Origin of the sequence: Streptomyces javensis (assembly GCF_039525925.1) — a bacterium.
Lineage (GTDB): Bacteria > Actinomycetota > Actinomycetes > Streptomycetales > Streptomycetaceae > Streptomyces > Streptomyces asiaticus.
Window position 1 is genome coordinate 1 of record NZ_BAAAIF010000015.1, and the last position, 26,898, is coordinate 26,898.

At 71.2% G+C, this 26,898-nt stretch carries 24 protein-coding genes and 1 other RNA gene; 12 read left to right on the plus strand and 13 right to left on the minus strand.

What is annotated here, in order from left to right:
- Nucleotides 1-1,441, minus strand: a 1,441-nt coding sequence (locus ABD329_RS15925; protein ID WP_344316520.1) for an FHA domain-containing protein, incomplete at its 3' end; no start/stop codon positions are given.
- A gap of 658 nt (nucleotides 1,442-2,099) precedes the next feature.
- Here ABD329_RS15925 and ABD329_RS15930 point away from each other — a divergent pair.
- The 4 genes from ABD329_RS15930 (at nucleotide 2,100) to ABD329_RS15945 (ending at nucleotide 7,553) form a co-directional block, all read left to right on the plus strand.
- Nucleotides 2,100-3,836, plus strand: a complete 1,737-nt coding sequence (locus tag ABD329_RS15930) for a serine/threonine-protein kinase (protein WP_344316521.1) — start codon at nucleotides 2,100-2,102, stop codon at nucleotides 3,834-3,836.
- A 277-nt stretch (nucleotides 3,837-4,113) separates the two neighbouring features.
- Nucleotides 4,114-5,454, plus strand: a complete 1,341-nt coding sequence (locus ABD329_RS15935) for a serine/threonine-protein kinase (RefSeq protein ID WP_344316523.1) — start codon at nucleotides 4,114-4,116, stop codon at nucleotides 5,452-5,454.
- Between the two features lie 40 nt (nucleotides 5,455-5,494).
- Complete coding sequence (gene prfB / locus ABD329_RS15940; RefSeq protein WP_037954772.1) at nucleotides 5,495-6,607, plus strand: peptide chain release factor 2; 1,113 nt, start codon at nucleotides 5,495-5,497, stop codon at nucleotides 6,605-6,607.
- A gap of 292 nt (nucleotides 6,608-6,899) precedes the next feature.
- Nucleotides 6,900-7,553 (plus strand): LPXTG cell wall anchor domain-containing protein, encoded by a 654-nt coding sequence (locus tag ABD329_RS15945; protein ID WP_198277923.1) that lies wholly within the window; start codon nucleotides 6,900-6,902, stop codon nucleotides 7,551-7,553.
- Nucleotides 7,554-7,706: 153 nt separating this feature from the next.
- On the opposite strand, the gene ABD329_RS15950 is transcribed toward ABD329_RS15945, so the two are convergent.
- On the minus strand, nucleotides 7,707-7,901 hold the full coding sequence (locus tag ABD329_RS15950; protein ID WP_020870883.1) for a hypothetical protein: 195 nt from the start codon (nucleotides 7,899-7,901) through the stop codon (nucleotides 7,707-7,709).
- A gap of 330 nt (nucleotides 7,902-8,231) precedes the next feature.
- Between ABD329_RS15950 and ftsE the strand changes: the two genes are divergently transcribed.
- From ftsE to ssrA, 5 genes are all read left to right on the plus strand, one after another.
- Entirely contained in the window at nucleotides 8,232-8,921 is a 690-nt protein-coding gene (gene ftsE / locus ABD329_RS15955; RefSeq protein WP_009717451.1) for a cell division ATP-binding protein FtsE, read from the plus strand.
- Nucleotides 8,922-8,930: 9 nt separating this feature from the next.
- Nucleotides 8,931-9,842 (plus strand): permease-like cell division protein FtsX, encoded by a 912-nt coding sequence (ftsX, locus tag ABD329_RS15960; protein WP_020870885.1) that lies wholly within the window; start codon nucleotides 8,931-8,933, stop codon nucleotides 9,840-9,842.
- Nucleotides 9,843-9,910: 68 nt separating this feature from the next.
- A complete protein-coding gene (locus tag ABD329_RS15965; protein ID WP_198277924.1) occupies nucleotides 9,911-11,122 on the plus strand; it encodes a S41 family peptidase in 1,212 nt (403 codons plus the stop codon).
- 18 nt (nucleotides 11,123-11,140) lie between these two features.
- The gene (gene smpB / locus ABD329_RS15970) at nucleotides 11,141-11,620 is read left to right on the plus strand and encodes an SsrA-binding protein SmpB (protein WP_037954775.1); all 480 of its coding nucleotides are present in this window, start codon (nucleotides 11,141-11,143) and stop codon (nucleotides 11,618-11,620) included.
- Between the two features lie 132 nt (nucleotides 11,621-11,752).
- Nucleotides 11,753-12,122, plus strand: a transfer-messenger RNA (tmRNA) gene (ssrA, locus tag ABD329_RS15975).
- 65 nt (nucleotides 12,123-12,187) lie between these two features.
- Here ssrA and ABD329_RS48230 read toward each other — a convergent pair.
- The 5 genes from ABD329_RS48230 to ABD329_RS15995 form a co-directional block, all read right to left on the minus strand.
- Nucleotides 12,188-12,424, minus strand: coding sequence for a hypothetical protein (locus ABD329_RS48230; protein ID WP_425574342.1), 237 nt, complete (start codon nucleotides 12,422-12,424; stop codon nucleotides 12,188-12,190).
- 6 nt (nucleotides 12,425-12,430) lie between these two features.
- Nucleotides 12,431-12,775, minus strand: coding sequence for a hypothetical protein (locus ABD329_RS48235; protein WP_425574343.1), 345 nt, complete (start codon nucleotides 12,773-12,775; stop codon nucleotides 12,431-12,433).
- 67 nt (nucleotides 12,776-12,842) lie between these two features.
- Nucleotides 12,843-13,385 (minus strand): NUDIX hydrolase, encoded by a 543-nt coding sequence (locus ABD329_RS15985; RefSeq protein ID WP_198277925.1) that lies wholly within the window; start codon nucleotides 13,383-13,385, stop codon nucleotides 12,843-12,845.
- Between the two features lie 9 nt (nucleotides 13,386-13,394).
- Nucleotides 13,395-14,516: an adenosylhomocysteinase gene (locus ABD329_RS15990; RefSeq protein ID WP_198277926.1), complete on the minus strand. Its 1,122-nt coding sequence runs from the start codon at nucleotides 14,514-14,516 to the stop codon at nucleotides 13,395-13,397.
- A gap of 75 nt (nucleotides 14,517-14,591) precedes the next feature.
- A complete protein-coding gene (locus ABD329_RS15995) occupies nucleotides 14,592-15,059 on the minus strand; it encodes an ATP-binding protein (RefSeq protein ID WP_198277927.1) in 468 nt (155 codons plus the stop codon).
- Between the two features lie 256 nt (nucleotides 15,060-15,315).
- Between ABD329_RS15995 and ABD329_RS16000 the strand changes: the two genes are divergently transcribed.
- Entirely contained in the window at nucleotides 15,316-16,608 is a 1,293-nt protein-coding gene (locus ABD329_RS16000) for a helix-turn-helix domain-containing protein (RefSeq protein WP_198277928.1), read from the plus strand.
- Between the two features lie 524 nt (nucleotides 16,609-17,132).
- On the opposite strand, the gene ABD329_RS16005 is transcribed toward ABD329_RS16000, so the two are convergent.
- Nucleotides 17,133-18,059 (minus strand): zinc-binding dehydrogenase, encoded by a 927-nt coding sequence (locus ABD329_RS16005; protein WP_344316525.1) that lies wholly within the window; start codon nucleotides 18,057-18,059, stop codon nucleotides 17,133-17,135.
- A gap of 99 nt (nucleotides 18,060-18,158) precedes the next feature.
- On the opposite strand from ABD329_RS16005, the gene ABD329_RS16010 reads away from it, so the two are divergent.
- Complete coding sequence (locus tag ABD329_RS16010) at nucleotides 18,159-18,914, plus strand: TetR/AcrR family transcriptional regulator (protein ID WP_344316526.1); 756 nt, start codon at nucleotides 18,159-18,161, stop codon at nucleotides 18,912-18,914.
- A 117-nt stretch (nucleotides 18,915-19,031) separates the two neighbouring features.
- Here the strand turns inward: ABD329_RS16010 and ABD329_RS16015 are convergent, their stop codons facing one another.
- Nucleotides 19,032-19,445: a DUF3592 domain-containing protein gene (locus tag ABD329_RS16015; protein ID WP_198281076.1), complete on the minus strand. Its 414-nt coding sequence runs from the start codon at nucleotides 19,443-19,445 to the stop codon at nucleotides 19,032-19,034.
- A 128-nt stretch (nucleotides 19,446-19,573) separates the two neighbouring features.
- Between ABD329_RS16015 and dacB the strand changes: the two genes are divergently transcribed.
- Nucleotides 19,574-21,160 (plus strand): D-alanyl-D-alanine carboxypeptidase/D-alanyl-D-alanine endopeptidase, encoded by a 1,587-nt coding sequence (dacB, locus tag ABD329_RS16020; RefSeq protein ID WP_198281075.1) that lies wholly within the window; start codon nucleotides 19,574-19,576, stop codon nucleotides 21,158-21,160.
- A gap of 231 nt (nucleotides 21,161-21,391) precedes the next feature.
- Here dacB and yicI read toward each other — a convergent pair whose 3' ends face one another.
- From yicI to ABD329_RS16040, 4 genes are all read right to left on the minus strand, one after another.
- On the minus strand, nucleotides 21,392-23,659 hold the full coding sequence (yicI, locus tag ABD329_RS16025; RefSeq protein ID WP_198281074.1) for an alpha-xylosidase: 2,268 nt from the start codon (nucleotides 23,657-23,659) through the stop codon (nucleotides 21,392-21,394).
- 13 nt (nucleotides 23,660-23,672) lie between these two features.
- Nucleotides 23,673-24,437 carry a carbohydrate ABC transporter permease gene (locus ABD329_RS16030; protein ID WP_198281077.1) on the minus strand — a complete coding sequence of 255 codons (765 nt, stop codon included), beginning with the start codon at nucleotides 24,435-24,437 and terminating at the stop codon, nucleotides 23,673-23,675.
- 125 nt (nucleotides 24,438-24,562) lie between these two features.
- Complete coding sequence (locus ABD329_RS16035; protein ID WP_344316549.1) at nucleotides 24,563-25,477, minus strand: carbohydrate ABC transporter permease; 915 nt, start codon at nucleotides 25,475-25,477, stop codon at nucleotides 24,563-24,565.
- A gap of 16 nt (nucleotides 25,478-25,493) precedes the next feature.
- Nucleotides 25,494-26,798, minus strand: coding sequence for an extracellular solute-binding protein (locus tag ABD329_RS16040; RefSeq protein WP_198281608.1), 1,305 nt, complete (start codon nucleotides 26,796-26,798; stop codon nucleotides 25,494-25,496).
- Between the last annotated feature and the right edge of the window lie 100 nt (nucleotides 26,799-26,898).

A 26,898-nucleotide genomic window follows, 5' to 3' on the forward strand; every position in this document is an offset into this window, starting at 1 on the left:
GGCGACCCGCCTGGCCCTGTCCGGCGGCTCCGGGCCCGGCGGCGCGCTCGCTGCGTCGGGTGCGGGCGGTGGACGGGTCGTCGTACGGCTGGTCGCCGGGTGCCGAGGGGCCCCGGCCGCGCCCGGCCGCGTCGCCGCGCGGCCCGGTGTTCGTACTGCCGCTACTGCCGCGTGGCCCAGGGGCCGCGCCCGCAGCGGGCCCCCACTCGTCGTCGTTTCGGCGGCCGTAGGGGCTCGGCCCGCCCTGGGGCCCGGTGCCCGCGTCGCCGTGTGGCCCGGGGGGCGTGCCCGTGCCGGGGCCCCAGTCGGCCTCGTTCCGGCGGCCGTGGGGGCTCGCCGCGCCCTGGGCGCCGGTGCCCGCGTCGCCGCGCGGCCCGTTGCTCGTGCTGCCGCTGCTGCCGCTGCTGCCGCTGCTGCCGCGTGGCCCGGTGCCCGTACTGGCGCCACCGCCGCGCGGCCCGGGGGTCGCGCCCTCACTCCAGCCGTCGCCATCCCCATGGGCGCCAGCCCTGCCGTGGGTCGCGTGAGACTCGTCACCGGTCTGGCCCACCCTCGTCCAGCCCGTGCCGGGGTGGCGGGTGGGAGGGGTCCAGGGGCCCTGGGTGGTGTCGGTGGGGGCGGTCGGTTGGGGGGCGCCGGTCCAGGGGGCCTTGGTGTGGGTGGGGTGGTCCCCGGCGGGGGTGACGCGGAGGTGGCCCTCGCCGTCCGCCTGGACGGGGAGGCGGGTGGGGGCCGAGGGCATCGCCGATGCCGTGGAGGGGACGCGCAGCCGCAGGGCGGACTCGCCGATCCGCAGCAGCGCCCCCGGCTCCAGGGGCACCGGCTGGGGGCCCACGGGGACGCCGTCGGCGGCGGTGCCGTTGGTCGAGCCGAGGTCCGCGATGGTCACGCGGCCGTCCTCGGCGACCGTGACCGCGCAGTGCAGCCGGGAGACGTCGGGGTCGTCCAGGGGGACGTCCGCGTCGGCGGAGCGGCCGATGCGGACCTGGCCGCCGTGCAGCAGATGGACGCCGCCCGCGTCGGGCCCCGCGACCACGTCCAGGTGGACCGTGGCGTCGGCGACGGCGGTCTCGGGCAGGCCGGGGTAGCCGGGGTAGTGGTCGGAGTCGGGGTCGGCCGGGCCGTGCAGGGAGAGCACCGCGCCGTCCACCAGCGGCGGTTCGCCGAGCGCACAGCGCTGTGGGTCCAGCCGCTCGCCCCCCGCGTACAGCACCACCGCGCCGCCGCTCCCGCCGCCGACGCCCCCCGCCTCGTACCCGGCGGCGGCGACCGCGTCGGCCAGCCCGCCCGCCACGGCGCCGAGTGCCGTGCCCGCGGGGGCGGTGACCAGGACGTCCACCGCGCCCACGAGGGCGTGCGGCCCGGACGCGGGCGCAGGATGGTGGCCGGAACGGCCCGGGTGGGCGCTGCGCGGCCCGAGGACGGTCAGCCGAATCTGCATCGCCGTCAACGGTCCCTTCTGTCCGGGGGGCCGGGCAGGGGTGCCGACCCCCACCACCGCCCCCAGGCCCTTCGGCACGTACAGGTCCGTACGGGGTCGTACGGGTCACGGAGCGTGAGCCTCCCGCCGCTCGGCGCTTCCGTGCTGCCTGCATCCTCGCACCTGCCACCGACACTTCGCCCGCCGCCCGGCGCTACATGATCTTGATTGCTCGGCTAGTCGGCCGAAACTGGCTGATTGCGACCGGAACGGCCGCCCTTGAGCCGTCCTCGATGCGGCGGAGATGCGGCGGAGATGCGGCGAAGATGCGGCGGAAGCCGCCCCTCCGTGACTCTCGGCGCCCGTTTGAGCGTCGATTGAGCGGTCAACAAGCGACCCGGACCAACGTTGGCAACCATCCGTCCGGATCACACGTCTTCCCCCGCGGCGGACACCCCACCGGGCACCCCACCGGGCACCTCACCGGCCCCACCGGAGACCCGCGCGGCCACCCCCACCGGACCCTCGTGTGGTGATCGGATAGGGCTCACCGTGCGTCGCCATTACAGTGGGGCGGACGAGCACGACAAGTCGAGCACCAGAGCAGACCCACGCAGCAGATCACCCAGCAGACCAACGCAGATCACCGATGTAAGACCACGATCAGGGAGCGCATGACGTGCGGCCGGTAGGCAGCAAATACCTGCTCGAGGAGCCGCTCGGGCGCGGAGCCACGGGCACCGTCTGGCGAGCCAGCCAGCGGGAGACGGCGGGGGCCGAGGCGGCCGTGGCCGGGCAGCCCGGCGAGACCGTCGCGATCAAGGTCCTCAAGGAGGAGCTCGCGAACGACGCGGACATCGTCATGCGCTTTCTCCGCGAGCGCTCGGTGCTGCTCAGGCTCACCCACCCCAACATCGTCCGCACCCGCGACCTGGTGGTCGAGGGTGATCTGCTGGCCCTGGTCATGGATCTGATCGACGGCCCGGACCTGCACAAGTACCTGCGCAGCAACGGCCCGTTCACCCCCGTGGCCGCGTCCCTGCTCACCGCTCAGATCGCCGACGCGCTCGCCGCCAGCCACGCCGACGGTGTGGTGCACCGCGATCTGAAGCCCGCCAACGTGCTGCTCGCGGGCACCGGCGAGGGCCAGGAGATGCACCCGATGCTGACCGACTTCGGCATCGCGCGCCTCGCCGACTCGCCCGGCCTCACCCGCACCCAGGAGTTCGTCGGCACCCCCGCCTATGTGGCGCCGGAGTCCGCCGAGGGCCGTCCGCAGACCTCCGCGGTGGACATCTACGGCGCGGGCATCATGCTCTACGAGCTGGTCACCGGCCGTCCGCCGTTCGCCGGCAACACCGCCCTCGAGGTGCTCCACCGCCACCTCAGCGAGGAGCCGCGCCGCCCCTCGACCGTGCCCGAGCCGCTGTGGACCGTCATAGAGCGCTGTCTGCGCAAGCGGCCCGAGGAGCGCCCCAGCGCCGAGAACCTGGCCCAGGCGCTGCGCGTGGTCGCCGCCGGTGTCGGGGTGCACGCGTCGGCCGCGCAGGCCGAGGCGGCGCTCGGCGAGGCCGCGCGACTCGCCCCGGACCCGGCGCCCGCGCCGGTCCCGGACACCGCGCCCGCGGGCTCGGCCGACCCGACCCAGGCGCTCCCCACGAACGCCCCGGGCGGCACCCCCTCGTACGACCCCGCCGCGGCCACCAATGTGATGCCCACCACAGGCGCGAACGCCGGGGCCAACGCCGACCCGACCCAGGTGCTGCCGAGCGGCTCAGGACCGGCCGGGGGCGCCGACCCGACGCGCGCCATGCCGCCCGTACCGCCCGGTGGGCCCGGCCAGGACGATCCGCACCCCTGGCAGAACCAGCTGCGCGCGGCCCGCGACCGCAATGAGCAGACCCAGGTCCAGTACCTCGACCCGAGCGAGGACCCGCTGCGCCGCCGCCCCCACCGGGCCGCGCCGCAGCAGCCGTACCAGCAACAGCAACAGCAGTACCAGCAGCCGCAGCAGTACCAGCAGCCCCAGCAGCCGCCCCAGCGCCGGCGGGGCCGCCAGCAGCCGCCGCCGCAGCAGTACCAGCAGCCGCAGCAGTACGCCCCGGCGCCGCACCACCCGCAGCAGCCCCAGCCGCAGCGCTACGCCCCGCCGCCGCAGCAGCCGGAGCCGCGCCGCGAGCCCCGGCAGCGGGGCTCCAACCCCAACCGGATGAAGATCCCGGGCCTGGGGTGCCTCAAGGGCTGTCTGTTCGTGATCGTGGTCCTGGTCATCGGCTCCTGGCTGGTCTGGGAGCTGAGCCCGCTCAAGGACTGGATCGCCGACGGCAAGGGCTACTGGGACGCGGTCTCGGGCTGGGCCAAGGACATCGGCAACTGGATCGAGGACCTCGGCGGCCCCAGCGGCCCCGGCAGCTGATCCGCCGCCTCGGCGGACTCGACAGCTGATCCGCCGCCTCGGCGGACTCGACAGCTGATCCGGTCCGGGGTCCGGACCCGAACAGGGCCGGACCCCGGACCCGTTTCCGACCCCGTGACTCCGCCTCCGCACCTCCCACTCCGGTGATTTGTCGACATCCGAAGGGTGTTTTCCGCCGCAGAAGTGACAGTTGGCGTTGTCTGGTGCACCCAACGCGCCAGTAGCCGCGTAGCTTTGTCGCCAACGTGCCCCCCTTGTCGGAGGATTCGGAGCAGTCTTGTCACGGAAGATCGGCAGTCGGTACACCGCGCATCAGCTCCTGGGGCGCGGCAGCGCCGGCGCGGTGTGGCTGGGTGACGGGCCCGAGGGACCCGTCGCCATCAAGCTCCTGCGTGAGGACCTCTCCTCCGACCAGGAGCTCGTGGAGCGCTTCGTCCAGGAGCGCACCGCACTGCTCGGCCTCGACCACCCCCGGGTGGTCGGGGTGCGCGACCTGGTGGTCGACGGCAATGACCTCGCACTGGTCATGGACCTGATCCGCGGTACGGATCTGCGCACCCGCCTCGACCGCGAGCGCAGGCTCGCCCCCGAGGCCGCCGTCGCGATCGCGGTGGACGTCGCCGACGCGCTGGCCGCCGCGCACGCCGCCGGGGTCGTCCACCGCGACGTCAAGCCGGAGAACGTGCTGCTGGACATGCAGGGCCCGCTCGGCCCCGGCGGTGCGCACCCCGCCCTGCTCACCGACTTCGGCATCGCCCGGCTGGTCGACGAGCCGACCCCGATCCGCGCCCAGCCCGCCCGCGACCGGGCGTCCTCCCAGGGCCGCTCGCCGAACCCGCGCAGCGTGATCGGCACCCCGGACTATCTCGCCCCCGAGATCGTCGAGGGGCTGCCGCCCCGGGCCAGCGTGGATGTGTACGCCCTGGCGACGGTCCTGTACGAGATGCTGGCCGGCTTCACGCCCTTCGGCGGTGGCCACCCGGGCGCGATCCTGCGCCGCCATGTGACCGAGACCGTGGCGCCGCTGCCCGGGATCCCCGACGAGCTGTGGCAGCTGCTCCTCCAGTGCCTGGCCAAGGCGCCCGCCTCCCGGCTGCGCGCCTCCGAGCTGGCCGCCCGGCTGCGCGAGCTGCTGCCCGGCCTGGCCGGATATCCGCCGCTGGACATCGACGAGCCCGATGAGCAGCAGGAGGGCGGCGAGCGGGAGGGCGCGGAGGCCGAGACTCCGCACCGCGGTGTCTCCGTCCCCGCCTCCGGGCCCGCGCCGCATACGCCCCCGCGGCGGCGCGGCGCGGTGCCGCTGGTCCCGGGCGCGGTGCCGGACTCCAGCCGCGAGACCCACACCAGCATGCGGGTGCCCAGCGCGGACGAGCTCGCGGGCGGCGCCCACGGCACCGCGCGCGCCCCCCGGGTGCACGGCCAGCGACGGGCGGGCTCGGCCCGCAACCCCGCGGTCGCGGGCGCGCTGCGCCGCCGCCGGCTGAAGGTGGCCGCGGTCACCCTGGCCGCGCTGGTCGCGGTGGGGCTCGGCGGCTGGCTGGTGGCGAGCGGCGACGACGGCGGCGGTCCGCCCAAGGGCGGCGAGCACTCCGCCTCCCAGGAACCCGGTACGCCATGACCGGGGACGGTCAGTCTGCCGTAGCGGTTACGCTGGTCCCGTGGCAGTCGTCGATGTATCCGAAGAGCTGAAGTCCCTCTCCTCGACCATGGGGTCGATCGAGGCCGTCCTGGACCTCGACAAGATGAGGGCCGACATCGCCGTGCTCGAGGAGCAGGCGGCGGCCCCGTCCCTGTGGGACGACCCGGAGAACGCGCAGAAGGTCACCAGCAAGCTCTCCTATCTCCAGGGGCAGCTGCGCCGGGCCGAGGAGCTGCGCGGCCGGATCGACGATCTCGAGGTGCTGTTCGAGCTGGCCTCCGACGAGGGCGACGAGGACGCGCGCGCCGAGGCCGAGGCCGAGCTGGAGGCCGTGCGCAAGGCCGTCGACGAGATGGAGGTGCGCACCCTCCTGTCCGGCGAGTACGACTCCCGTGAGGCGGTCGTCAACATCCGCGCCGAGGCGGGCGGGGTGGACGCCGCCGACTTCGCCGAGCAGCTCCAGCGGATGTATCTGCGCTGGGCCGAGCGCCACGGCTACAAGACCGAGGTCTATGAGACGTCGTACGCGGAGGAGGCCGGCATCAAGTCGACCACCTTCGCCGTGCAGATCCCGTACGCCTACGGGACGCTCTCGGTCGAGCAGGGCACCCATCGCCTGGTGCGGATCTCGCCGTTCGACAACCAGGGCCGCCGCCAGACCTCCTTCGCGGGCGTCGAGGTGCTGCCGGTCGTCGAGCAGACCGACCACATCGAGATCGACGAGTCCGAGCTGCGGGTGGATGTCTACCGCTCCTCGGGCCCCGGCGGCCAGGGCGTCAACACCACCGACTCCGCGGTGCGGTTGACCCACATCCCCACCGGCATCGTCGTCTCCTGTCAGAACGAACGCTCGCAGATCCAGAACAAGGCCACCGCGATGAACGTCCTCCAGGCCAAGCTGCTCGAGCGGCGCCGCCAGGAGGAGCAGGCCAAGATGGACGCGCTCAAGGGCGACGGCGGCAATTCCTGGGGCAACCAGATGCGTTCGTACGTCCTGCACCCGTACCAGATGGTCAAGGACCTGCGCACGGAGTTCGAGGTCGGCAATCCGCAGGCCGTGCTCGACGGTGAGCTGGACGGTTTCCTGGAGGCCGGGATCCGCTGGCGCAAGCAGCAGGAGCAGGGGAAGTAACCTTCCCGCTCGCCCCCAACGGGCCGCGCCCACCGCGTTTTTGGTCACAGTCCTGTACCCATGCATGCGGCAAGCACTTCCATAGCGGACATCTCGCATGCAATGGCCTTGACGGTGGTTTGAAAACTGGGAAGGCTGACGCGCGGCATGCGTATGACTGGGGCGCGTGTTGCACGGGGGCAGGCGGACCGCCTCGGAGGGATAGGGGCCCGCGGAGACTGAGACACCCCGAGCCGCTGCCCCGTGCATAGCTGCTCCATTGACGAGTACAGCTACTGGGGGTAGCAGGCAGATGACGAAGAAGACGCGGCTGCGCGTGGCGCGAATAGCGGCCGGTGCGGTGATCGCCGCCGGCGCGTCGCTCACCGCCGCCGGCGCCGCATCGGCCGTTGGTGTCGATGTCGGTATCGGTGGCGTGAACGTTTCCGCGAACGCGGACGAGAAGGGTCTGGACGTCGGCGTCGGCATCGGCAAGCCGGACCCGACCGACGAGCCCACCGACGAGCCGACCTCGATCCCGACGGGCGAGCCGACGCCGCCGACCAGTGAGCCGACCCCGCCGACAGGCGAGCCGACTCCGCCGACCAGCGAGCCGACCGAGCCCACTCAGCCGCCGACGGATGAGCCCACTCAGCCGCCGACCGACGAGCCCACCGACGGCCCGACCGCCCAGCCGAGCACGCCCGGCCAGGGTGGCGGCACCGGCGGTAACGGTGGCGACGACAGCACCTGCACGGTGGACCTCGACAGCACCAACTGCGACGACAACACCGGCACCGACAATGTCGGCTCCAAGCCGGTGGAGCAGGGCAAGGCCAAGGAGCAGCTGGCCGAGACCGGTGCCTCCGAGACCACGTTCCTGCTGGTCGGCGCCGCGACGATGATCGCCGGCGGTATCGGCTTCCGCTTTGTGCCGCGTCTGGTGAACCGCAACAACGTGGCCTGATCGCGCGCCTCACGCACGGTAAGGGGCCCGGAGCGCTCCAGCGCTCCGGGCCCCTTGTGCGTTTATCGGGTGTGCGTTTATCGGCTGTGCGCTTATCGGGCGCCCGGTGCGTTCAGGGGCGCCAAGTCCGGCGTATCGCCCCGTAACGCTCCGTTACGCCGTCGCCATCTCATGCGCGAGCACGGCCACCGCGATGAGCGCCACCAGCAGCGCTATCAGCGCGGCCGGGGTCAGCCCGCCGAACATGCCCTCCTGCTGGAGGCGCTCCCTGCTGGCCCGGCAGACCGGGCAGCGGCCCTCGCTGACGGGGCTCGCGCAGTTGGCGCAGACGAGCCTGTCGTACGTCATGCGCTTTCTCCTCCCGCGCGGCGGTGCCGCAGTAGACACGGGGCCAACGCTCAGGGAAATGGGTTGGTTCCCCTTCCACTGTGCCAGCTTCCGTCCGGTTCGGCGCGCCCCGCACGATTCCGTGCCGCATCCGTACCGGTTTCGTGGCCGTTTCAGCCGCGCCGACAGGCGGCTTGTCAACCGTTTGACCCCAATAGTGCAGTGAAGAAACCCACCCACGCCGGACGGCGGACTGCGCGTCCATGCGCGCTTCGCGTATGGTCACGCTCACCGACGGGAGCCGCTTCGGCTGCGACCCGTACCGCTACCCAGGTCGACCGTGGTGCATCAGTGATCCGATTCGACAACGTATCCAAGACTTACCCCAAGCAGACCCGTCCCGCACTTCGGGATGTCTCGCTCGAGATCGAGAAGGGCGAGTTCGTCTTCCTGGTGGGCTCCTCGGGATCGGGAAAATCCACTTTCCTCCGGCTGCTGCTCCGCGAGGAGCGCGCCAGCCATGGCGCGGTCCATGTGCTCGGCAAGGATCTCGCGCGGCTGTCCAACTGGAAGGTGCCGCAGATGCGCCGCCAGTTGGGGACCGTCTTCCAGGATTTCCGGCTGCTCCCCAACAAGACGGTCGGGGAGAACGTCGCCTTCGCGCTCGAGGTGATCGGCAAGCCGCGCGGCGCCATTCGGAAAACCGTTCCCGAGGTGCTCGATCTCGTGGGTCTTGGCGGTAAAGACGACCGTATGCCCGGCGAGCTCTCCGGTGGTGAACAGCAGCGGGTGGCCATCGCCCGCGCGTTCGTCAACCGTCCCATGCTGCTGATCGCCGACGAGCCGACGGGAAACCTGGACCCCCAGACCTCCGTCGGCATCATGAAGCTGCTGGACCGGATCAACCGGACCGGCACCACGGTCGTCATGGCCACGCACGACCAGCAGATCGTGGACCAGATGCGCAAGCGCGTGATTGAACTTGAGAAGGGCCGCCTCGTCCGCGACCAGTCCCGCGGCGTCTACGGCTACCAGCACTGAAAGGACGCCATGCGCGCCCAGTTCGTCCTGTCGGAGATCGGCGTCGGTCTCCGCCGCAATCTCACGATGACCTTCGCGGTCATCGTCTCGGTGGCCCTCTCGCTCGCCCTGTTCGGCGGGTCGCTGCTCATGCGCGAGCAGGTGAGCACGATGAAGGGCTACTGGTACGACAAGGTCAACGTCTCGATCTTCCTCTGCAACAAGAACGACAAGGAGACCTCGGCCAACTGCGCCAAGGGCGCGGTCACCGAGGCGCAGAAGCAGGAGATCGAGTCCGAGCTCAAGCAGATGAACATCGTCGAGTCGGTGCACTTCGAGACCAGTGAGGAGGCGTACAAGCACTACAAGGAGCAGTTCGGCGACTCGCCGCTGGCCGACTCCCTGACCCCGGACCAGATGCAGGAGTCCTTCCGCATCAAGCTCAAGGACCCCGAGCGCTATGACGTCATCTCCACGGCCTTCGCGGCGCGGCCCGGGGTGCAGGAGGTCCAGGACCAAAAGGCCCTGGTCGACGACCTGTTCAATCTGCTCAACGGCATGAACTTCGCGGCGCTCGGCGTGATGACGCTGATGCTGATCGTCGCACTGATGCTGATCGTCAACACGGTGCGGGTGTCGGCGTTCAGCCGCCGCCGGGAGACCGGGATCATGCGGTTGGTCGGCGCGTCCAGCTTCTATATCCAGATGCCGTTCATCATGGAGGCCGCCATCGCGGGGCTGCTGGGCGCGGGCTTCGCCTGTGTACTGCTGGTGAGCGGGCAGTACTTCCTGGTCAACAACTGGCTGGTGGACAAGATCGATGTGATCAACTTCATCGGCTGGGACGCGGTGCTGGCGAAGCTGCCACTGGTGCTCGCGATTGGCCTGCTCATGCCCGCTCTCGCGGCGTTCTTCGCGCTACGCAAGTACCTCAAGGTGTGACATTCGCCTAGGGCGCCGTACCGGACAACCCCCGGTACGGCGCCTGTTGGTGCCCTACACTCACCGGCATGTCGGGCCCGTGTTTGTTCGTCCATCCCCGCCGCATTCGCCGCGGGGCCGCCCTGACATTGGTCTTCGCCAGCGTGCTCGCCACCGGGGCGGCCGTCGGTTCCTGGGGCGCCGAGCCCGGATCGCGCCGGGACCCCCAAGCCGCCCGGATACCGGCCCGCGCCTACGTCGGCGCGGTCGAGAGCGACCAGGTCAAGGCGGCCGCCGCCGCGGCCCAGGAGGACGGGAAGTCCGGTTCCAAGGCCGCCCGCGAGGTGGTGAGCCGCAGCGGGGACCGGTGGGGCGCGGTCTACAGCGCCCGGGAGTACGAGGGCTACCGCCAGACCCTCGACGGCGCCTACGTCGGCGTCGGGATCTCCGCCCGCCGGGACGCCCAGGGGCGGATCGCGGTGGAGCGCGTCGAGCCCGGCAGCCCCGCCCAGAAGGCCGGGGTCCGGGCCGGTGACCGGCTGCGCACGGTCGACCACAGATCCGTGACCGGGCTGCCCGTCACCGAGGTCGTGGCCCTGCTGCGCGGACCCGCCGACGGCTCCCCGGGCACCCGGGTGGAGCTCGGGCTGCGGCGCGGCGGCCACGAATGGCGCCAAGAGCTCCGCCGGGCCCGGCTGACCACGGACCCGGTGACCGTCGACCGGCTCAGCGGCTACGACGACCACAGACCCGGCACCGTCCGGATCAAGGTCGACTCGTTCACCAAGGGCACCGGAGAGCGCGTCCGGCGGGCGGTGCGCTCCATCCCCCGGGGCGACGGCATACTGCTCGACCTGCGGGGCAACTCCGGCGGGCTGGTCTCCGAGGCCGTCACCGCCGCCTCCTCCTTCCTCGACGGTGGCCTGGTCGCCACCTATGACGTCCGCGGTGACCAGCGAGTTCTCGACGCGCGATCGGGCGGCGACACCGACACCCCGCTGGTGGTGCTGGTCGACGGCGGCACCATGAGCGCCGCCGAACTGCTCACCGGCGCCCTCCAGGACCGCGGCCGCGCCGTGGTCGTGGGCTCCCGGACCTTCGGCAAGGGCTCGGTCCAGATGCCCAGCGAACTCCCCGACGGCTCGGTCGCCGAGCTCACCGTCGGCCACTACCGGACCCCCGCCGGGCGTAACGTCGACGGCGAGGGCATCGACCCGGACCTGACGGTCAAGGGCGACGACGGCCCGTCCGCGGAGGCGCGGGCGCGCACGGTATTGAGTGGCCTCGGGGGCGGGGCATAGTGCGAGAATGGCCTGACCATGGCTAAAGAGACGGGTCGCAAGCTGATCGCGCAGAACAAGAAGGCGCGGCACGACTATCACATCCTGGACACCTACGAGTGCGGTCTGGTGCTGACCGGGACCGAGGTGAAGTCGCTGCGCCAGGGGCGCGCCTCGCTCGCGGACGGCTTCGCCCAGCTGGACGGCGGCGAGGCATGGCTGCACAACGTGCACATCCCCGAGTACAGCCAGGGCACCTGGACCAATCACTCGGCCCGCCGCCGGCGCAAGCTGCTGCTGCACCGGGCGGAGATCGACAAGCTGACCGGCAAGACCCAGGAGACCGGCCACACCCTGGTGCCGCTGGCCCTGTACTTCAAGGACGGCCGGGCCAAGGTCGAGGTCGCGCTGGCCAAGGGCAAGAAGGAGTACGACAAGCGCCAGACCCTCCGCGAGAAGCAGGACCGCCGCGAGGCCGAGCGGGCGATCTCGGCGGCCCGCCGCCGCCAGCGCGCCTGACCAGCCGGAAGGCGCACCACGGCCGACGGGAATGATGTGGCCCCGTCGCGCGTTGTTCACCTATGATGGCCCTGCGCCCCTCGAGGGCGTGGCACCACCTTGAGCAGTACCTAATTCAATAGTGGGCAACATGGGGATGATCGGTTTCGACAGCGGCTGTCGAAGCAGGGGAAGCGAGCCGAGGAAGCGGCAATGATCTCGTTAACCATGTGTCGCAACCAATAATCGCCAACACCAAGCGCGATTCCTTCGCCCTCGCTGCCTAAGTAGCGACTTGCGAAGTGTCAGCCCGGGGCTGTTCCCGACCCGGATCCTGGCATCGACTAGGGAACTAAACCACTAGACCCGGTCACGGGGTGTAGTGGGAAATCAAACAGTGACTGAGCCCGTCGGAGACTTGTCCGCGTGATCTCCGGGGCCGAGAAAATCACAGCGGACTGCGCTCGGAGAAGCCCTGATTCCGCACCGTTGGACGCGGGTTCGATTCCCGCCATCTCCACTCATCCCATGTACGACGAAGGGCCCCGCCACCACGGCGGGGCCCTTCGTCGCGTCTGCGGCCCGTGATCAGCCGAGCCGGTGTTCCCAGCGCAGTGCGGCGGGCCGGTCGTCGATCCAGTACGTATGCGAGCGGGGGGTGACGCGGAGCCGCACGGTGGTGATATCGGGACGTTCGGCGTCCTGCCAGGCAAGGAGCGTCCGCTCGATGTCATCCCACAGCGCCACCGGGCCGCCTTGCCGGACGGTCCAGCCGGAGCCGTTGTCGGCGAACGCGGCGAAGGATTCGCGGTCGGCATCGAACACGTAGCGTTACTGGATGCCATCGGGTCGGGCGGCATGTACGACCTGGGCGCCGGGCGCGGCGAGCTGGGCGAGGAAGGCGGGCATCCACTCCTCCAGCAGCGTCGGTGGCACCTTCGCCTCACGCTCGCACTCGTCGCGGTAGGCGATCTCGGACCATTCCTTCGGGTCGGTGCCGAGTGCGGTGGCGGGCCGCCAGTGCCCATCGTCGGCGGGCAGGAACACGCCGGGCCGGAGGAACAGCTCACGGGGTACGGCCTCGACCGCCGCGCGCCACTTCGGATGGGCGAGGACTCCTGCCTCCTGGAGCCGGTCGGCGAGGGCGCGCCGCTCCGGTGCGGTGTCGGGGGTCATCGGGAGGTGTCTCCTTGCGCGAGTAGGTCGGCGAGGGGGCGGAGGGCTGTCAGAGCCAAGGTCCCGGTCAGCGCAAGGCGGCGCGAACGCGGTTCCTCAGCCGCTCGTCGCTGATGGTGTCCAGGCCCCGCCACGCGAAGCCGCTGACTTCCTCGGCCTGCAAGGTCACGTCGCTGCCAGCAGTGGTGCGGAACAGGTAGCGGAAGTCGAAGTGCTGGTGGTCGGGCTCGCCCTTGGCGTCGTTGGCCGGGATGGGGTGTACGTCGATGTGCACCGGGACGGGTGAGAGCGGGGCGACACCAGCGCCGATGCCGGTCTCCTCCGCCAGTTCCCGTAGGGCGGCGCCCATGAGATCGGCGTCGTCGGCCTCCAGGTGGCCGCCGGGCAGTAGCCACTTGCCGAGTGCCAGATGCTCGATGAACAGGGCCTGCCCGTCGTCGTCGACCAGGACGGCCCCGGCAGTGGCGTGGCCCCGGAATTCCTTCCGGCTGGTGAGGTCGGCGCCGCTGTCCAGCAGATCGAGAACGGGCGCGAGGGTCGTCTTCTCCTCGGGATGGGCGCTGGTGTAGTCGCCGATGACGGCGCGGATCTGGTTGGCCGTGATGGGCACGGGTCTCCCCTAGCGGTTGTAGTAGTTGAGCCAGGTCGCGGCGATGGTCGCACGGTCCTCGGACGGCACCTCGTGCATGCCCGGGGCGAGGTTTCCCCGCGCCAGCATGCGGAGGGCGGCCAGTATCTCGGCCTGTACGAGGAAGATGAACGGGCCGACGCTGGCGCCGTGCAGAAAGTTGACGGCGTTGCCGTTGTTGAGCAGATAGAAGTAGTGGCCGGTGGCGAGGTAGCGGGTGATGCCATCTCCGGCGGCGCTGCGGGTATAGCTGGCCGGCAGTCCGTCCAGTTCCAGTTCGTCTTCGCTGCTGGTGACGGTGGCCACGTAGGCGCCGTTGCGGAGCTGCGGGAAATCCTCGCCGCGCAGCGACAGGGAACCGGTCGCGCACAGGACCAGTCCGGCCTGGGTGAGGGCGTGGTCCCGATCGCGGGCGACGCCGAAGCCCTGGGAGAGCGCCTGGGCGCGCCGGATGGGGCTGATGTCGTACACGGTGACCTGGATGCCTTTGGCATGCAGGAGGCGGGCGATGCTGGAGCCGAGCTTCCCGAATCCGAGGACCAGGGCGGGGCGGCCGTGCAAGATCTCGCCTCTGCCCCGTAGCAGGGCTTCGGTGGAGAACACGATGGACTGGCCGACGAGGAAGTCCTCCGGGTCCTTGAGCGGTGAGCGGGCCACGGACACGACGGGGCAGGGCAGCTTGTCGATCTCGGCGTACCGGCGGTGCCCGTTCTCGGTGTCCTCGACCACGCCGAGGATCCGGCCGGAGAACTGGTCGTACAGGGCTTCCAGTGCGGGGGCGAAGTAGCCGCCCACGTCGAGCAGCAACACGTCATCGCCTGCCGCTCGCGTCTCCAGATACGTCACGGCGGAATCCGGGTTTGCGAACAGGCCCCGGGACAGTGCGTCGCAGGGGAAGGACCGCTCGACCTCCCGGCGGGCGGTGGGACTGATCGACTTCGGCTTGGGGAGTACGGCACGCAGGTCCGACAGACCGGCCACGGCTCGGACGAACGCTGGGCGCTCGGCCAGCAGATGCGTGACCAGGAGCGAAGCGGGCCGGTCGGGCAGCTGAAACCGCTGCACGATGCGGCCGAAGTAGGTATCCAGCCGGGCAAGGTCCGTGGTTTCCACGTGCATCTCCTTACGAAGGCAGGGACGTTCGGTGCTTCGGTCTGGGCACCGGGTACGTCGGGCTGCGGTCACGCGTCACGGCAGGTGATCCGGGGTGGCACACTCTGCCCAGACGCCTTTGCCCCACGGCTTGGGGTCGATGCCCCACCGGCAGGAGACGGCGTCCACTACGGCCATGCCGCGCCCGGACTCAGCTGTTTCGCTCGCCTCGATGATGCGGGGAATCGTGCGGGACCGGTCGAACGTCGAGATTCGTACCAGGTGATCGCTGGGGCGTTCGACCTTGAGGCGGAAGCAGCCGCGCTGCTCGGGGGCGGGGATATGGCGGGTGGCGTGCCGGATCGCGTTGGTGGCCAGCTCTGAGGCGATCAAGCGGGCGTCGTCCACCAGGTCCTCCAGTCCCCAGGCCCGCAGGGTCGCGGCGACCGACAGGCGCGCGATGCCTACGGACTCCTCGGCGCACGGGAGCGACTGGGTGTAGGTCGGATGGCCTGTGCCAGTGGGTGTGAGCGGTGAGGGCTTGCTGGTCATCATCGTGGTCATCTCGTCGGCCTTCTGGTGAGTGGGCCAGGCAGCGTGGCGACCTCGGGGAACGGGGCTCGCCGCATGCCGTTGGGAATGCCCGGGTCTGCCGCCGGGCGTGTCATCACCATCGCGGCCCACCGCCTCGTGCGGGAGCGTGAAGCGGCCTTCCGCACGCCGTGTGCCGAACCCGCACATGGCGTGCTTCTATACGCCCTCCCCACCCGCTCCCGGTATCCCTAGTGTCGTGTCTCCCGTTGTTCCGTAGGAGGTACCTATGGACGTTGGTTCAACGAGAGTTGACATCGGGTCGATCCTTCGTGGCGCCCGCTGCGCCGCCCGCCTCACTCAGGCGCAAGTCGGTCAGGCGTGCGGCTACTCCGCGTCGGCCGTCTCCCGGATCGAGTCCGGCCGCATGCGGCTCGACCACGCCGCGCTGGTGCGGTTCGCGGCGTTCTTGAACCTCCCACTCGACCGGCTGATCGCGACTCCTGTGCCGGGCGGACCCATGGTCGATACCGTGGAGTGTCCATCGGGCGAGGAGGATGCGGTGCGTCGTAGGGAACTGCTCACCGGTGCGTTGGCGGCCGGGGCAACGGCCGTTGTAGGTGCCGCACCAGCCGGTGCCGCGTCCGGCCCCTTCGACCCGGTGGTCGGCCTGGAGGACGCTCTCTTCCGGCTCCCCTCTGCTGCCCCGGTTCCGCCGGCCCGCCTCGTCCAGCAGGCAGCGGCCGCACGATCGGACTTCTGCGCCGCTCGATACACCTCTCTGGGGCGCGCGCTGCCGGGCCTGCTCGCCGCGGCCTCGGCGACGCGGGACGCGTCGAGCGGGCGGGCGCGAGAGCAGGCGGGCATGGTGCTCGCGCGGGCATACGTGCTGGCTGCCGAGTTGGCGCTCAAACAGCACAACGACGCGGCCTGGGTGGCTGCCGACCGTGCGTTGACCGCGGCCCGGGCCAGCGGCCACCCGGTTCCGATCGGGGAGTCCTCTCGGGTGCTCGCGATCACCATGCGGCGCTCGGGACGGTGCCCGGCCGCGGTGCGGCTGCTCACGCAGGAGGCGGCCGATCTGGATGTGGGCCGGTCCTCGACCGGGGCGGTGCGTACGACGCTGCTGCTGACGGCCGCGTACACAGCGGCCACCAGCAGGGACCGGGCCACGGCGCTGGGCCTGCTGGGTGAGGCTCAGGAGGAGACGGAGCGGCGCCAGGCGGTACCGGGACTGTTCACCGTGGACGCCAGCCGGACGCAGGTGGACGTGTACCGGATCGGCGTACTCAACGCACTCGGCACGCCTGACGAGGGCGTGAAGGTCGCCGCACGGCTGAACATCGACCGCATGCCGACGGCGGAGCGCCGCGCCCGCGCCTGGACGGATACGGCCCGCATGTGGCACGCCCTCGGCGACCACCCGCAGACCTTCGCGGCGCTCCGCAAGGTGGAGCAGGAGGCGCCGCAGGAAGCGCGGCGGCCGGCAGTGCGTGCCCTGACGGCGGACCTGTTGTACCTGCCCGCCCGAGTGCCGGGCGTGCGGGAATTCGCCGCCCGCACCGGGGCCCTGCCCGACTGACGCGGTGGATGGCAACCTGAGCTTCGTCCGGGTCGGTGATGTGGAGTCCGTGTGGGATGACCTGCTGGACATCTACCGAGAGTGCTGGGCGCACAAGCTCCATTTGCCGCATTACGCACCCGGAGCGTTCGGGGAGCGGCTGCGGCGGCATGCCGGGGAACCGGGGTGGGAGGCCGTGGTGGCGTACGGGTCGGGTGAGCCGGTCGGCTATCTCTACGCCAACCGGCTCACCGGAGCGGAGGACCGCTGGTGGCGCCGCACGCGCCCGGAGCCCGAGCCGGGCATCGCGAGTGCTTCGACCGTCGCGGTGAAAGAGATGATGGTCCGCCAGCGGTGGCGCAGGCAGGGGATCGCCCGTGGGCTGCATGACGTCCTGCTGGCCGGGCGGCCCGAGTCACAAGTCTCGTTGATGGTCAACCCCCTGAACCAGGACGGGAAGGTGCAGGCCCTCTACGTGGCGTGGGGATACCGGGCGGTGGGGACCGCCCAGTCCTCGCCGGAGGCGCCTGTTCTCACGGTGATGGTCAGCCGATGTCCAGGACCGCCTTGCCGTGGAGGCGGCGGTCCAGGAGGGCGGCGACGGCCTCCTCGGCCCGGTCCCAGCCGCCGCGCCAGGTGATCTGGGGGTCCAGGTCGCCCGTCGCGACGCGTTCCGCGAGCCAGCCCAGGTCCGGGCCGATGTCGGGGCGGTCGAGGAGGTAGAAGGTGACGATGGAGCGGTTGTGGCGGCCTTCGTTGCCGTAGAGGGCGCCGAACGGGAAGGTCTCGGGCTGGCCCGTGACATGGCCGACGGAGACCAGGGTGCCGTGCGCGGCGAGCTTGTCGTACGCGGCCACCAGCTGCGGTCCGCCGACCATGTCCACGACTCCGTGCACCGGCTCGTCGACCTCCTCCGGCTTCGCGATCACCTCATGCGCGCCCAGCGCCCGCAGGGCGTCGCCGTGGGCGGCGGGGTCGCCGGTGGTGGCGATGACGTACGCGCCGCCGAGCCGGGCGAGCTGGACGGCGTACCGGCCGACCCCGCCGGTGGCGCCCGTGACCAGGATGCGGCGGCCGAGGGTGTCGCCGATCCGGCGCAGTGCGCGCAGGGCGCTGCCGCCCGCGACCGGGATGGTGCTGATCGCGCCGGGGTCGGCACCGGCGGGCGGGACGCCGAGCGTTCCGGTGTCCACCGCGCGCAGCTCCGCCCAGCCGCCGTTCGCGCCCAGGGTGACGACGGGGGTTCCGGCGGCCGGTCCCGAGCCGTCGGCGGCCGCGCGCTCGACCACTCCGGCGGCGTCCCAGCCCAGCACGGTGCCGTCGGGGGCCTCGGTCCGGTGGGCGACCTCGCCGTAGTTGAGGGAGGTGGCGGTCACCCGGACCAGTGCCTGGTGGGGGGCGGGTTCGGGGTCGGCGGCTTCGCCGATGCGGAGGCCGGAGGGGGAGGAGTGGTCAACGAGCAGGGCGCGCATGGCGGTTCGCCTTTCCGGTGAATGATGGCGACATCAGTTATGCCACTGAGTGGCAAACGCGTGCAAGTGGCGTCATCGATGACGGCTACACTTTTCGCCGTGACTGCCGCTCCCAACTCCTCACTGCGCGAACGCAAGAAGCGGCGCACCCGTCAGACGCTGATAGACACCGCGCTGGAGCTGTTCACCCGGCGTGGCTTCGGCGGGGTGACGCTGGATGAGCTGTGCGAGGAGGTCGAGGTCTCCAAGCGCACCTTCTTCCGCACCTTCACCAGCAAGGAAGACGTCGCGATGGCCCCCGACCAGGATCTGTGGCGGGTCTTCCTGGAGGAGCTGGAGACCGCGCACCCGGACGGGCTGCCGGTGGTGGAGCTGGGGCGGGACGCGCTGCTGGCCGCGCTGGCGCGGATGGACGACGAGGGCTGGGCCCGCCGGATGCTGCTCAGCCGGCGGCTGGCCGAGCGGACGCCCTCGATGGGCGCGCACGGCCTCCAGTTCTGCGAGGCCACCACGCAGGAGGCGCTGGCGATCCTGCACCGCCGGTTCGGCCTCGGCGCGCCGGGCGACCTCCGGCCGCGGCTGGCCGTGGACATGCTGGTCGCCGCGTTCCACGGGGCGGTGGCGAGTTGGGTGGCGCGGGCGGATGAGGCCGACGAGGCGGTTGGCACGGGTCGTACCGAGCCGCCCACCGCCGGGGAACTGGCCGATCGCCTCCGCGAGGCCGTCGCCGCCCTCCCCGTGAGCCTCGCCCTGACGGCCGCGCCCGGTGGGGATGGCGGTTCCGCCGGGGATGGCGGTTCCGGCGGGGCCGGTGGTTCCGGCGGGGCCGGTGGTTCCGGCGGAGACGGTGGTTGATGTCCGGGCCCTGGGCCGCCCGTGGCCGGTCCGGCACTGCCCCGCCCACGGCGGTAACCTCGCGCCCCGGGGTCGCGCCCCCGCCCCGGGGTCCCGCCCCCGCCCCGCTTGCGGTGGTCAGCTGAAGGCGATCACCAGGCCGAAGCCGAGGAAGATCGTGCCGCCCAGGGTCAGGCCCGCCGCCGGGCCGAGTATGTGGCGTCGCATCCACACCCGGGCCTGCTGCGACTCGCCCGGGAGGTACCTCACGTCCACCCTCCGGCCGGTCGCCAGCCCCAGGCCGATGCCCTGGATCGCGGTCGTGAACTCCACCTCGTAGCCCTGGTGGTCGTGGAACCGGACGACCGGCGTCTGGGTCGGGTTCCGGTTCCCGTTCCGGGTCTGGCGGTCCACGACGTTGGCGACCACCAGCCCCTCCGTACGGAACCCCTCGCGGCGCAGCCGCCGCACCAGCCGGGCGTCGCGCAGGGCGCATAGGTAGAGGAACAGGCCGACCGCGACGCAGAGCAGATCGGCTCCGGGCATGGCCATCGGTGGTTCGCCTTTCGTCGTGTTCGATGTCCCCCCGTCCGATACAGGGGACGCGGTGATCCGGAACTTCGGTTGCCACCTTCGGGTGCTCTGTTGCGAAGGGGCGGGGTACGGGATCCTGCCGTGCCATGAGGAGACCTGTGAACCGTCGTGCGCGTGCCTGGAGCTGGCCCCTCGTCATCGGGCTGATCTGTACCCTCACCTGGAGCTCGCCGGCCGGTGCGGACGCCCCCCGCGCCGGGATCGGCGACGCCATCGACACCATCCTCGCCGACCCCCTGCTGAAGGGCGGCGCGGCCGGGGTGGTGGTCGCCGACGCCGACTCCGGTGCCGTGCTCTACCGGCACCGGCCCGACGGCCGGCTGATGCCCGCCTCCAACACCAAGCTGTTCACCTCGGCCGCCGCCATGGGGCTGCTCGGACCCGACCACCGCTTCCGCACCGATGTGCTGGCCGACGGCGCCCGCCGTGGGCACACCCTCCGGGGCGATCTTTACCTTCGCGGCACCGGCGACCCCGCGATGCTCGCCGGGGACTGCGACCGCCTGGCGAAGGGCGTCGCCGACGCGGGGATCACCAAGGTCAGCGGGCGGCTGATCGCCGATGACACCCGCTTCGACGCCCAGCGGGTGGGCCGCTCCTGGGCCGCCGACGACGAGTCCTCGTACTACGCGGCGCAGATCTCCGCGCTGACCCTCGCCCCCGACACCGACTACGACGCGGGCAGCGTCATCGTGGAGGTCACCCCGGGCGCGGCCGCCGGCGACCGGCCGAAGGTCACCGTCACACCGCCGAACGCGTACGTACGGATCGACAACCGCGCGAGCACCGGAAGCGGCGGCGGAAGCGGCAGCCTCACCCTCGAGCGGCAGCACGGCTCCAACACCATCACCGTCAGCGGCGCCCTCCCGGCCGGGTCGGCGACCGCCAAGGAGTGGGTGAGCGTCTGGGAGCCCACCGGCTACGCCACCTCGGTCTTCGCCGACGCGCTCGAACGGCACGGCGTCCGCGTGGCCGGGCCCACCCGCCTGGGCCGGGCCGCCCCGGCGGACGCCCGAACGCTCACCTCGCACCGCTCCATGCCGCTCAAGGAGCTGCTCGTCCCCTTCATGAAGCTGTCCAACAACATCCACGCCGAGGCGCTCACCAAGGCCATCGGCTATGAGACGGCCGGGCGCGGCACCTGGGACGCGGGGCTCGCCGCCATCGCCGACTGGCTGAAGAAGCAGGGCGTGGACACCGGCGCGGTGCGCCAGGTGGACGGCTCGGGGCTGTCCCGGATGGACAACATCGCGGCCGGGCGCCTCACCGAACTGCTGCTGTCGGTGCGCGACGAGCCCTGGTACGCCGACTGGTACGCCTCGCTGCCGGTGGCCTGCGCCCCGGACCGGTTCGTGGGCGGCACCCTGCGTACGCGGATGTGCTCCACCCCGGCGGCCGGGAACGCGCGCGGCAAGACCGGCTCCCTGACCGGCGCCTCCGCGCTCTCCGGCTATGTCACCGACGCGGACGGCAGGGAGCTGGTCTACAGCGTCGTCCTCAACAACTACCTCGCTCCGTCGGTGAAGAACCTGGAGGACGCGATCGTGGTGACGCTCGCGAAGTCCGGCGAGGGCCATGCGGAGGCGGTGCGGCCCCGTGCCGTACGGGGCGCCACGGCCGCGACGGCCGACGCCGGACTCGAATGCGCCTGGGCCAAGCCCCGGCGCTGCTGAGCGCTCCGCGGGAAGTGCCCTGACCTGCCGTCGATCGTCCGCGCCACCGTCGTGGCTGGTCCCACGCGGCGGAGCCGCATATCGACACAGCCGCGCGGCGGAGCCGCATATCGACACAGCCCCGCGCCCCTTCGGGGCGCACCGAACCGCCGCCGACTTCCGCCGATCCGCTTAGCGCCAGCGCCAGCGCCAGCACCAGCGCCAGCGCCAGCACCAGCACCAGCGCCAGCGCTACGGCAGCCGCACCGTCAGCACCGCCGTCCCCGCCGCCGCATCCGCCGACGGGCCGCCGGCCGCCTCCAGCCGCCACGGCGCCGAGGTGCCGGTGGCCTCGGCGCGCAGCACCGCCCCGTCCCGGACGACGGTGAAGGTGGCGGCCGTCGTGCCGTCCGGGCGCGGCACCCGCACCGTGACCTGGCCCTCCGCCGGTTCGTACACCCGCAGTGTGACCCCGTCCGCCCAGTCCGCGTCGGGGCGGTCGTCGGCCGCCCCGAACGGGATCACCGCGCCGGGGCGGGCCAGCAGCGGGACGCTCAGGAAGCCGTGGGTCTCGCGCACCCAGCGCGGGCCGCGCACCGTCCGCCCGCTGAGCACATGCGTCCAGACGCCCTCGGGCACGTAGTACGCCACCTCGCCCTCGTCGTCGAAGACCGGGGCGACCAGCAGATCCCCACCGAGCATGTACTGCCGCTCGAGACCCGCGCACCCGGGGTCGTCCGGGAACTCCAGGACCATGGCGCGCATCACCGGGATGCCCTCGGTGTGCGCCTGCCGCGCCGCCTCGTACAGATACGGCATCAGCCGCAGCTTCAGCCGGGTGAAGTGGCGCAGCACCTCGACCGACTCCTCGTCGAAGAGCCAGGGCACCCGGTAGGAGGCCGAGCCGTGCAGCCTGCTGTGCGAGGACAGCAGCCCGAAGGCGATCCACCGCTTGAACAGGGCCGGGTCCGGGGTGCCCTCGAAACCGCCGATGTCATGGCTCCAGAAGCCGAAGCCGGAGAGGCCCAGCGAGAGCCCGCCGCGCAGCGATTCGGCCATCGCCTCGTAGGTGGACTCGCAGTCGCCGCCCCAGTGCACCGGGAACCGCTGGCCGCCCGCCGTGGCCGAGCGCGCGAAGACCACCGCCTCGCCCTCCCCGCGCCGCTCGCTCAGCGCCTCGTGGACGGTGCGGTTGTAGAGGTGGGTGTAGTAGTTGTGCATCCGCTCGGGGTCGGAGCCGTCCGCGTAGGCCACGTCCAACGGCACCCGCTCGCCGAAGTCGGTCTTGAAGCAGTCCACGCCCATGTCCAGCAGCGCGGTCAGCTTGGCCGCGTACCAGGCGCGGGCGGCGGGGCTGGTGAAGTCGACCAGCGCCATGCCCGGCTGCCACAGGTCCCACTGCCACACCGACCCGTCCGGCCGCTTCAGCAGATGCCCGGCGGCCTTGCCCTCGGCGAACAGCGGGGAGCGCTGGCCGATGTACGGATTGATCCAGACGGAGATCCTCAGCCCCCGCTCGCGCAGCCGCCGCAGCATGCCCTCCGGATCGGGGAAGACCCGTGGATCCCAGGTGAAGTCGCACCACTGGTACTCGCGCATCCAGAAGCAGTCGAAGTGGAAGACGGACAGCGGCAGCGCGCGCTCCGCCATGCCGTCCACGAAGCCGGTGACCGTCTCCTCGTCGTAGGAGGTGGTGAAGGAGGTGGACAGCCACAGCCCGAAGGACCACGCGGGCGGCAGCGCGGGGCGGCCGGTGAGCGCGGTGTAGCGGCGCAGGATGTCCTTCGGGGTGGGTCCGTGGATGACGTAGTACGTGAGCTCCTGGTCCTCGGCGCTGAACTGGATCCGGGACACCGCCTCCGAGCCGACCTCGAAGGAGACCCGGCCGGGGTGGTCCACGAAGACGCCGTAGCCCGCGTCGGTGAGGAGGAACGGGACGTTCTTGTACGCCTGCTCGGTGGCGGTGCCGCCGTCGGCGTTCCAGATGTCGACGGCCTGGCCGTTCCGCACCAGCGGGCCGAAGCGCTCGCCGAGGCCGTAAGAGGAGGTGCCGACCCGCAGCGCCAGCCGTTCGCGCAGGTGGTGGCCGCCGTCGGCGGTCTCCATGATGCCCATGTCCTTGACGCCGCTGCTGGTGAGGGTGTGCCCGGCGGCCGCGAAGTCCATCCGCCAGGGGCCGGTGCGGGAGAAGCGCACCGAGAGCGCGCCCGAGGTGAGCCGGGCCTCCCCGTCGTCACAGCTCACCTCGGCCTCGTGCGTCTCGCGGGCGATCTCGAACGACGGGCCGCGCTCGACCCCGCCCGCGAAGTGGGTGATCCGGACGGCGATCACATCGGGCATGGGGGCGGTGCAGGTCAGGGTCAGGGCGGGACCCTTGAGCAGGTCGCCCCGGTGGCGTACGGGATGGGTGGGGGCGTGGACGGTGAGGGTGCCGGGGCCGGTCTCCACATCGAGCACCCCCTGCGGGTACGCGGCATCGACGCCCTCGCGCAGTCTCCAGTAGCCGTCGCTGAACTTCATGCGGCCCTCCTCGTCATTTGACCGCGCCCATGGCGATGCCACGGGTCAGGGTCCGCTGGAAGATCAGGAAGAAGCAGAACGCGGGGAGCACCCCCAGCAGGGCGGCCGCGTTGGTCATGGTGGCGTCCATCAGCCGCTGGCCCTGGAGGACGCCGAGCGCCACCGAGACCGTCTGGTTGTCGTTGGAGATCAGCATCACCAGGGGCAGCAGGAACTCGTTCCAGGTCCAGATGAAGAAGAAGACCAGCAGCACCCCGATGGTGGGGCGGCTGACCGGCACCACGACCCGCCACAGCACCTGCCACTTGGTGGCGCCGTCGATCCGGGCCGCCTCGATGACCTCCCTGGGGAAGGCGCCGAGCACGGAGGAGAGCAGATAGGTGCCGAAGGCCGACTGGATCACGGTGAAGACGATGATCACGCTCAGCCGGGTGTCGTACAGGCCCACCTGCTTGGACAGGTAGTAGACCGGGTAGACCAGGGCCTCCTGCGGCAGCATGTTGGCCAGCACGAAGAAGGCCAGCACCCAGGGGCGGCCCCTGACCCGCCCGATGCCGATCGCATACGCGTTGAGCACCGACAGCAGCGCGGCGAGCACCGCCACCGAGCCGGAGATCAGCGCGGAGTTGAACAGCTTCCGGCCGAAGTCCACTCGCTGCCAGAAGTCCCTCAGGCCGTCGAGGTGGATCCCCTCGGGCAGGCTCAGCGGGCCGTGCGTGGAGTAGTCGGCGGGTGATTTCACCGCGTTGAGGGCCACTACGAGGAACGGCAGCACCATGAGGGCGGCCGCCACGATCAGCGCGGCCAGCACCGGGAAGCGGGCCGGGGCGCGTTGTCCCTTGACGGCGTTCACCGGCCTTCCGGCGGCGTTCCCGACGGCGTTCACCGGCCTTCCGACGGCGTTCACTGGTCCTCCGCCCGGGTTTGCAGGCGCAACGCCACCAGGGCCAGCGCCAGGATGATCACGGTGAGGGCGGTGGAGACCGCGGAGCCGTACCCGACCTGCGTCTTCTCGAAGAAGGACTGGAAGGAGAAGTACGAGGGGACGTTGGTGGCCCCGCCCGGCCCGCCCTTGGTGAGTACGTACACCGCGCCGAAGACCTTGAGCGCCGCGATGGTGCACCACAGCAGCACGACATAGATCTCCGGGCGGATCTGGGGCAGGGTCACATGCCAGAACCGCCGCCACCACGAGGCCCCGTCCAGCTCGGCCGCCTCGTGCAGGGACGGGTCGGCGCGCTGGAGCCCCGCCATGAAGACCACCAGCGGAAAGCCCAGCTGGACCCACACCATCACGGCCATCACGCTGTAGAGCGCGAAGTCCGGGTCGCCCAGCCAGTCCTGGCGCAGCGAGCCGAGCCCGACGGCGCCCAGCGCCTCGTTGAGCGCGCCGTTCTCCGGGGCGAGGATCCAGCTCCAGACGATTCCGGCCACCGCGATCGGCAGCACCTGCGGCAGGTAGAAGCAGGCGCGCAGCACGCTCGCGGTGCGGGTGCCGATGTGTTTGGCGATGTAGTCGAAGAGCGCGGCGGCCAGCACCAGGCCGAGGGCGGTGGGGAGCACCGCCATCGCCACCACCATCGCCAGGCTGTGCCGGAAGGACTCCCAGAACGCGGAGTCGTCCAGCAGCTCGCGGTAGTTGGCGAGCCCGGCCCACTTCGGGCTGCCCACGCCCTGCCAGTGGGTGAGGCTGATCCCGGTGTTCATCAGGAACGGGACGACGATGACGGCGAGGAAGGCCAGCGCGCCGGGGAGCAGGAACAGGGCGTACGGATACTCGCGGCGCCCGCGTCGGACGCCGTGGCTGTGGGAGCTCATCGAGCTCATCGGGAGCTCATCCCTTCGGCGCGCCCGCGTCGTACGCCTTCTTCAGCGCGTCCAGATAGGCGTCCGGCCCGGCGCTGCCGGTGATCAGCTTCTGGGTCTCGGAGACGAGGACGTCGTAGAAGCCGGGGACCGGCCAGTCGGGGTAGAAGGCCAGGCCATCGCCGTCGGCGTAGCTGGTGAAGTCCTTGATCAGGGCCTTGGACTTGGGGTCGGTGATCGCCGAGGGATCGGCGGCCACGGGCACTCCGCCGTTGTTGCCGAGGGTGTTCTGGATGCCCTTCTTCATCGTGATGTCGATGAAGTCGTAGGCGAGCTCCTTGTTCTTGGCACCCTTGGGGACGACCCAGAGATTGCCGCCGGAGCCGAGGGTGAGCTTGGAGCCGGGGAAGGGGAAGGTGCCCCACTCGTCCTTCATCTCGGACTTGAAGCGGCCGAACCACCAGCTGCCGGAGAAGAACATCGGATACTTCCCCGCGATGAAGGCCGCGCCCGCGTCCTCGGCCTTGGCGCCGCTCGAGCTCTTGGCGAGATAGCCCTTCTTCACCCAGTCGGCGAAGGTGGTGGCGCCATAGGTCCAGGCGGTGTCGTGGAAGTCCGGCTTGCCCTGGTACTGCTCGTAGGCGTCCACCCAGGAGCGGTCGGCTTTGGAGAGGGCGAGCTGGTACACGTACTGCTGGGCGGGGTATTCGGCGCCCGCGCCGGCGAGCGGGGTGACGCCCTTGTCCTTGAACGCCTTCAGGGCGGCGGTGAACTCGGCGGAGGTCGTCGGGACCTTGATGTGGTGCTTGGTGAAGAGGGTCTTGTTGTAGAAGACCATCGTGTATTCGGCGTAGTTGGGGATCCCGTACCAGTTGCCGGAGCCCATCACGCCCTGGGCGTCATAGCGGCTGGTGGTGCGCACGCCGGGGCTGAGCGGCTTGTCCCAGCCGCGCTTGGTGACCTCGGGGGTGAGGTCGGTGAGCAGGCCCTGTTTGGAGAGCAGCCCGGTGGTGGCGTTGCCCTTGTTGTACTCCATCAGATCGGGTGCGTCACCGGAGTTGAGGACCATGGAGGCGGTCTTCTGGATCTGTTCGAAGCCCTTCTCCTCGACCTTCACCGTGACGCCCGGATGGCTCTTCTTGAACTCCTCGATCGCCTGCTTCCAGGCGATGCCCATGGCGCTGTTGGGCGCCTCGTAGTGCCACAGCTTGAGTGACTTACCGTCCCCGGCCTCGTCTCCGCCGTCCCCGCAACCCGCGATGAGCAGGGATGTTGCCAGTGCGGCCGCGATGGTGGCCGCCGTTCGTTTCGTCCGTTTCCGTGCCGTCAACATCCGCTGCCTCCGGGAGGATGGGAAGGAAGGGCGCATGTGCAACGTTCGTCGAAGCGCTTCGATGGGGAGAGGTATACGAGGGGTGGTAGAGATATGTCAA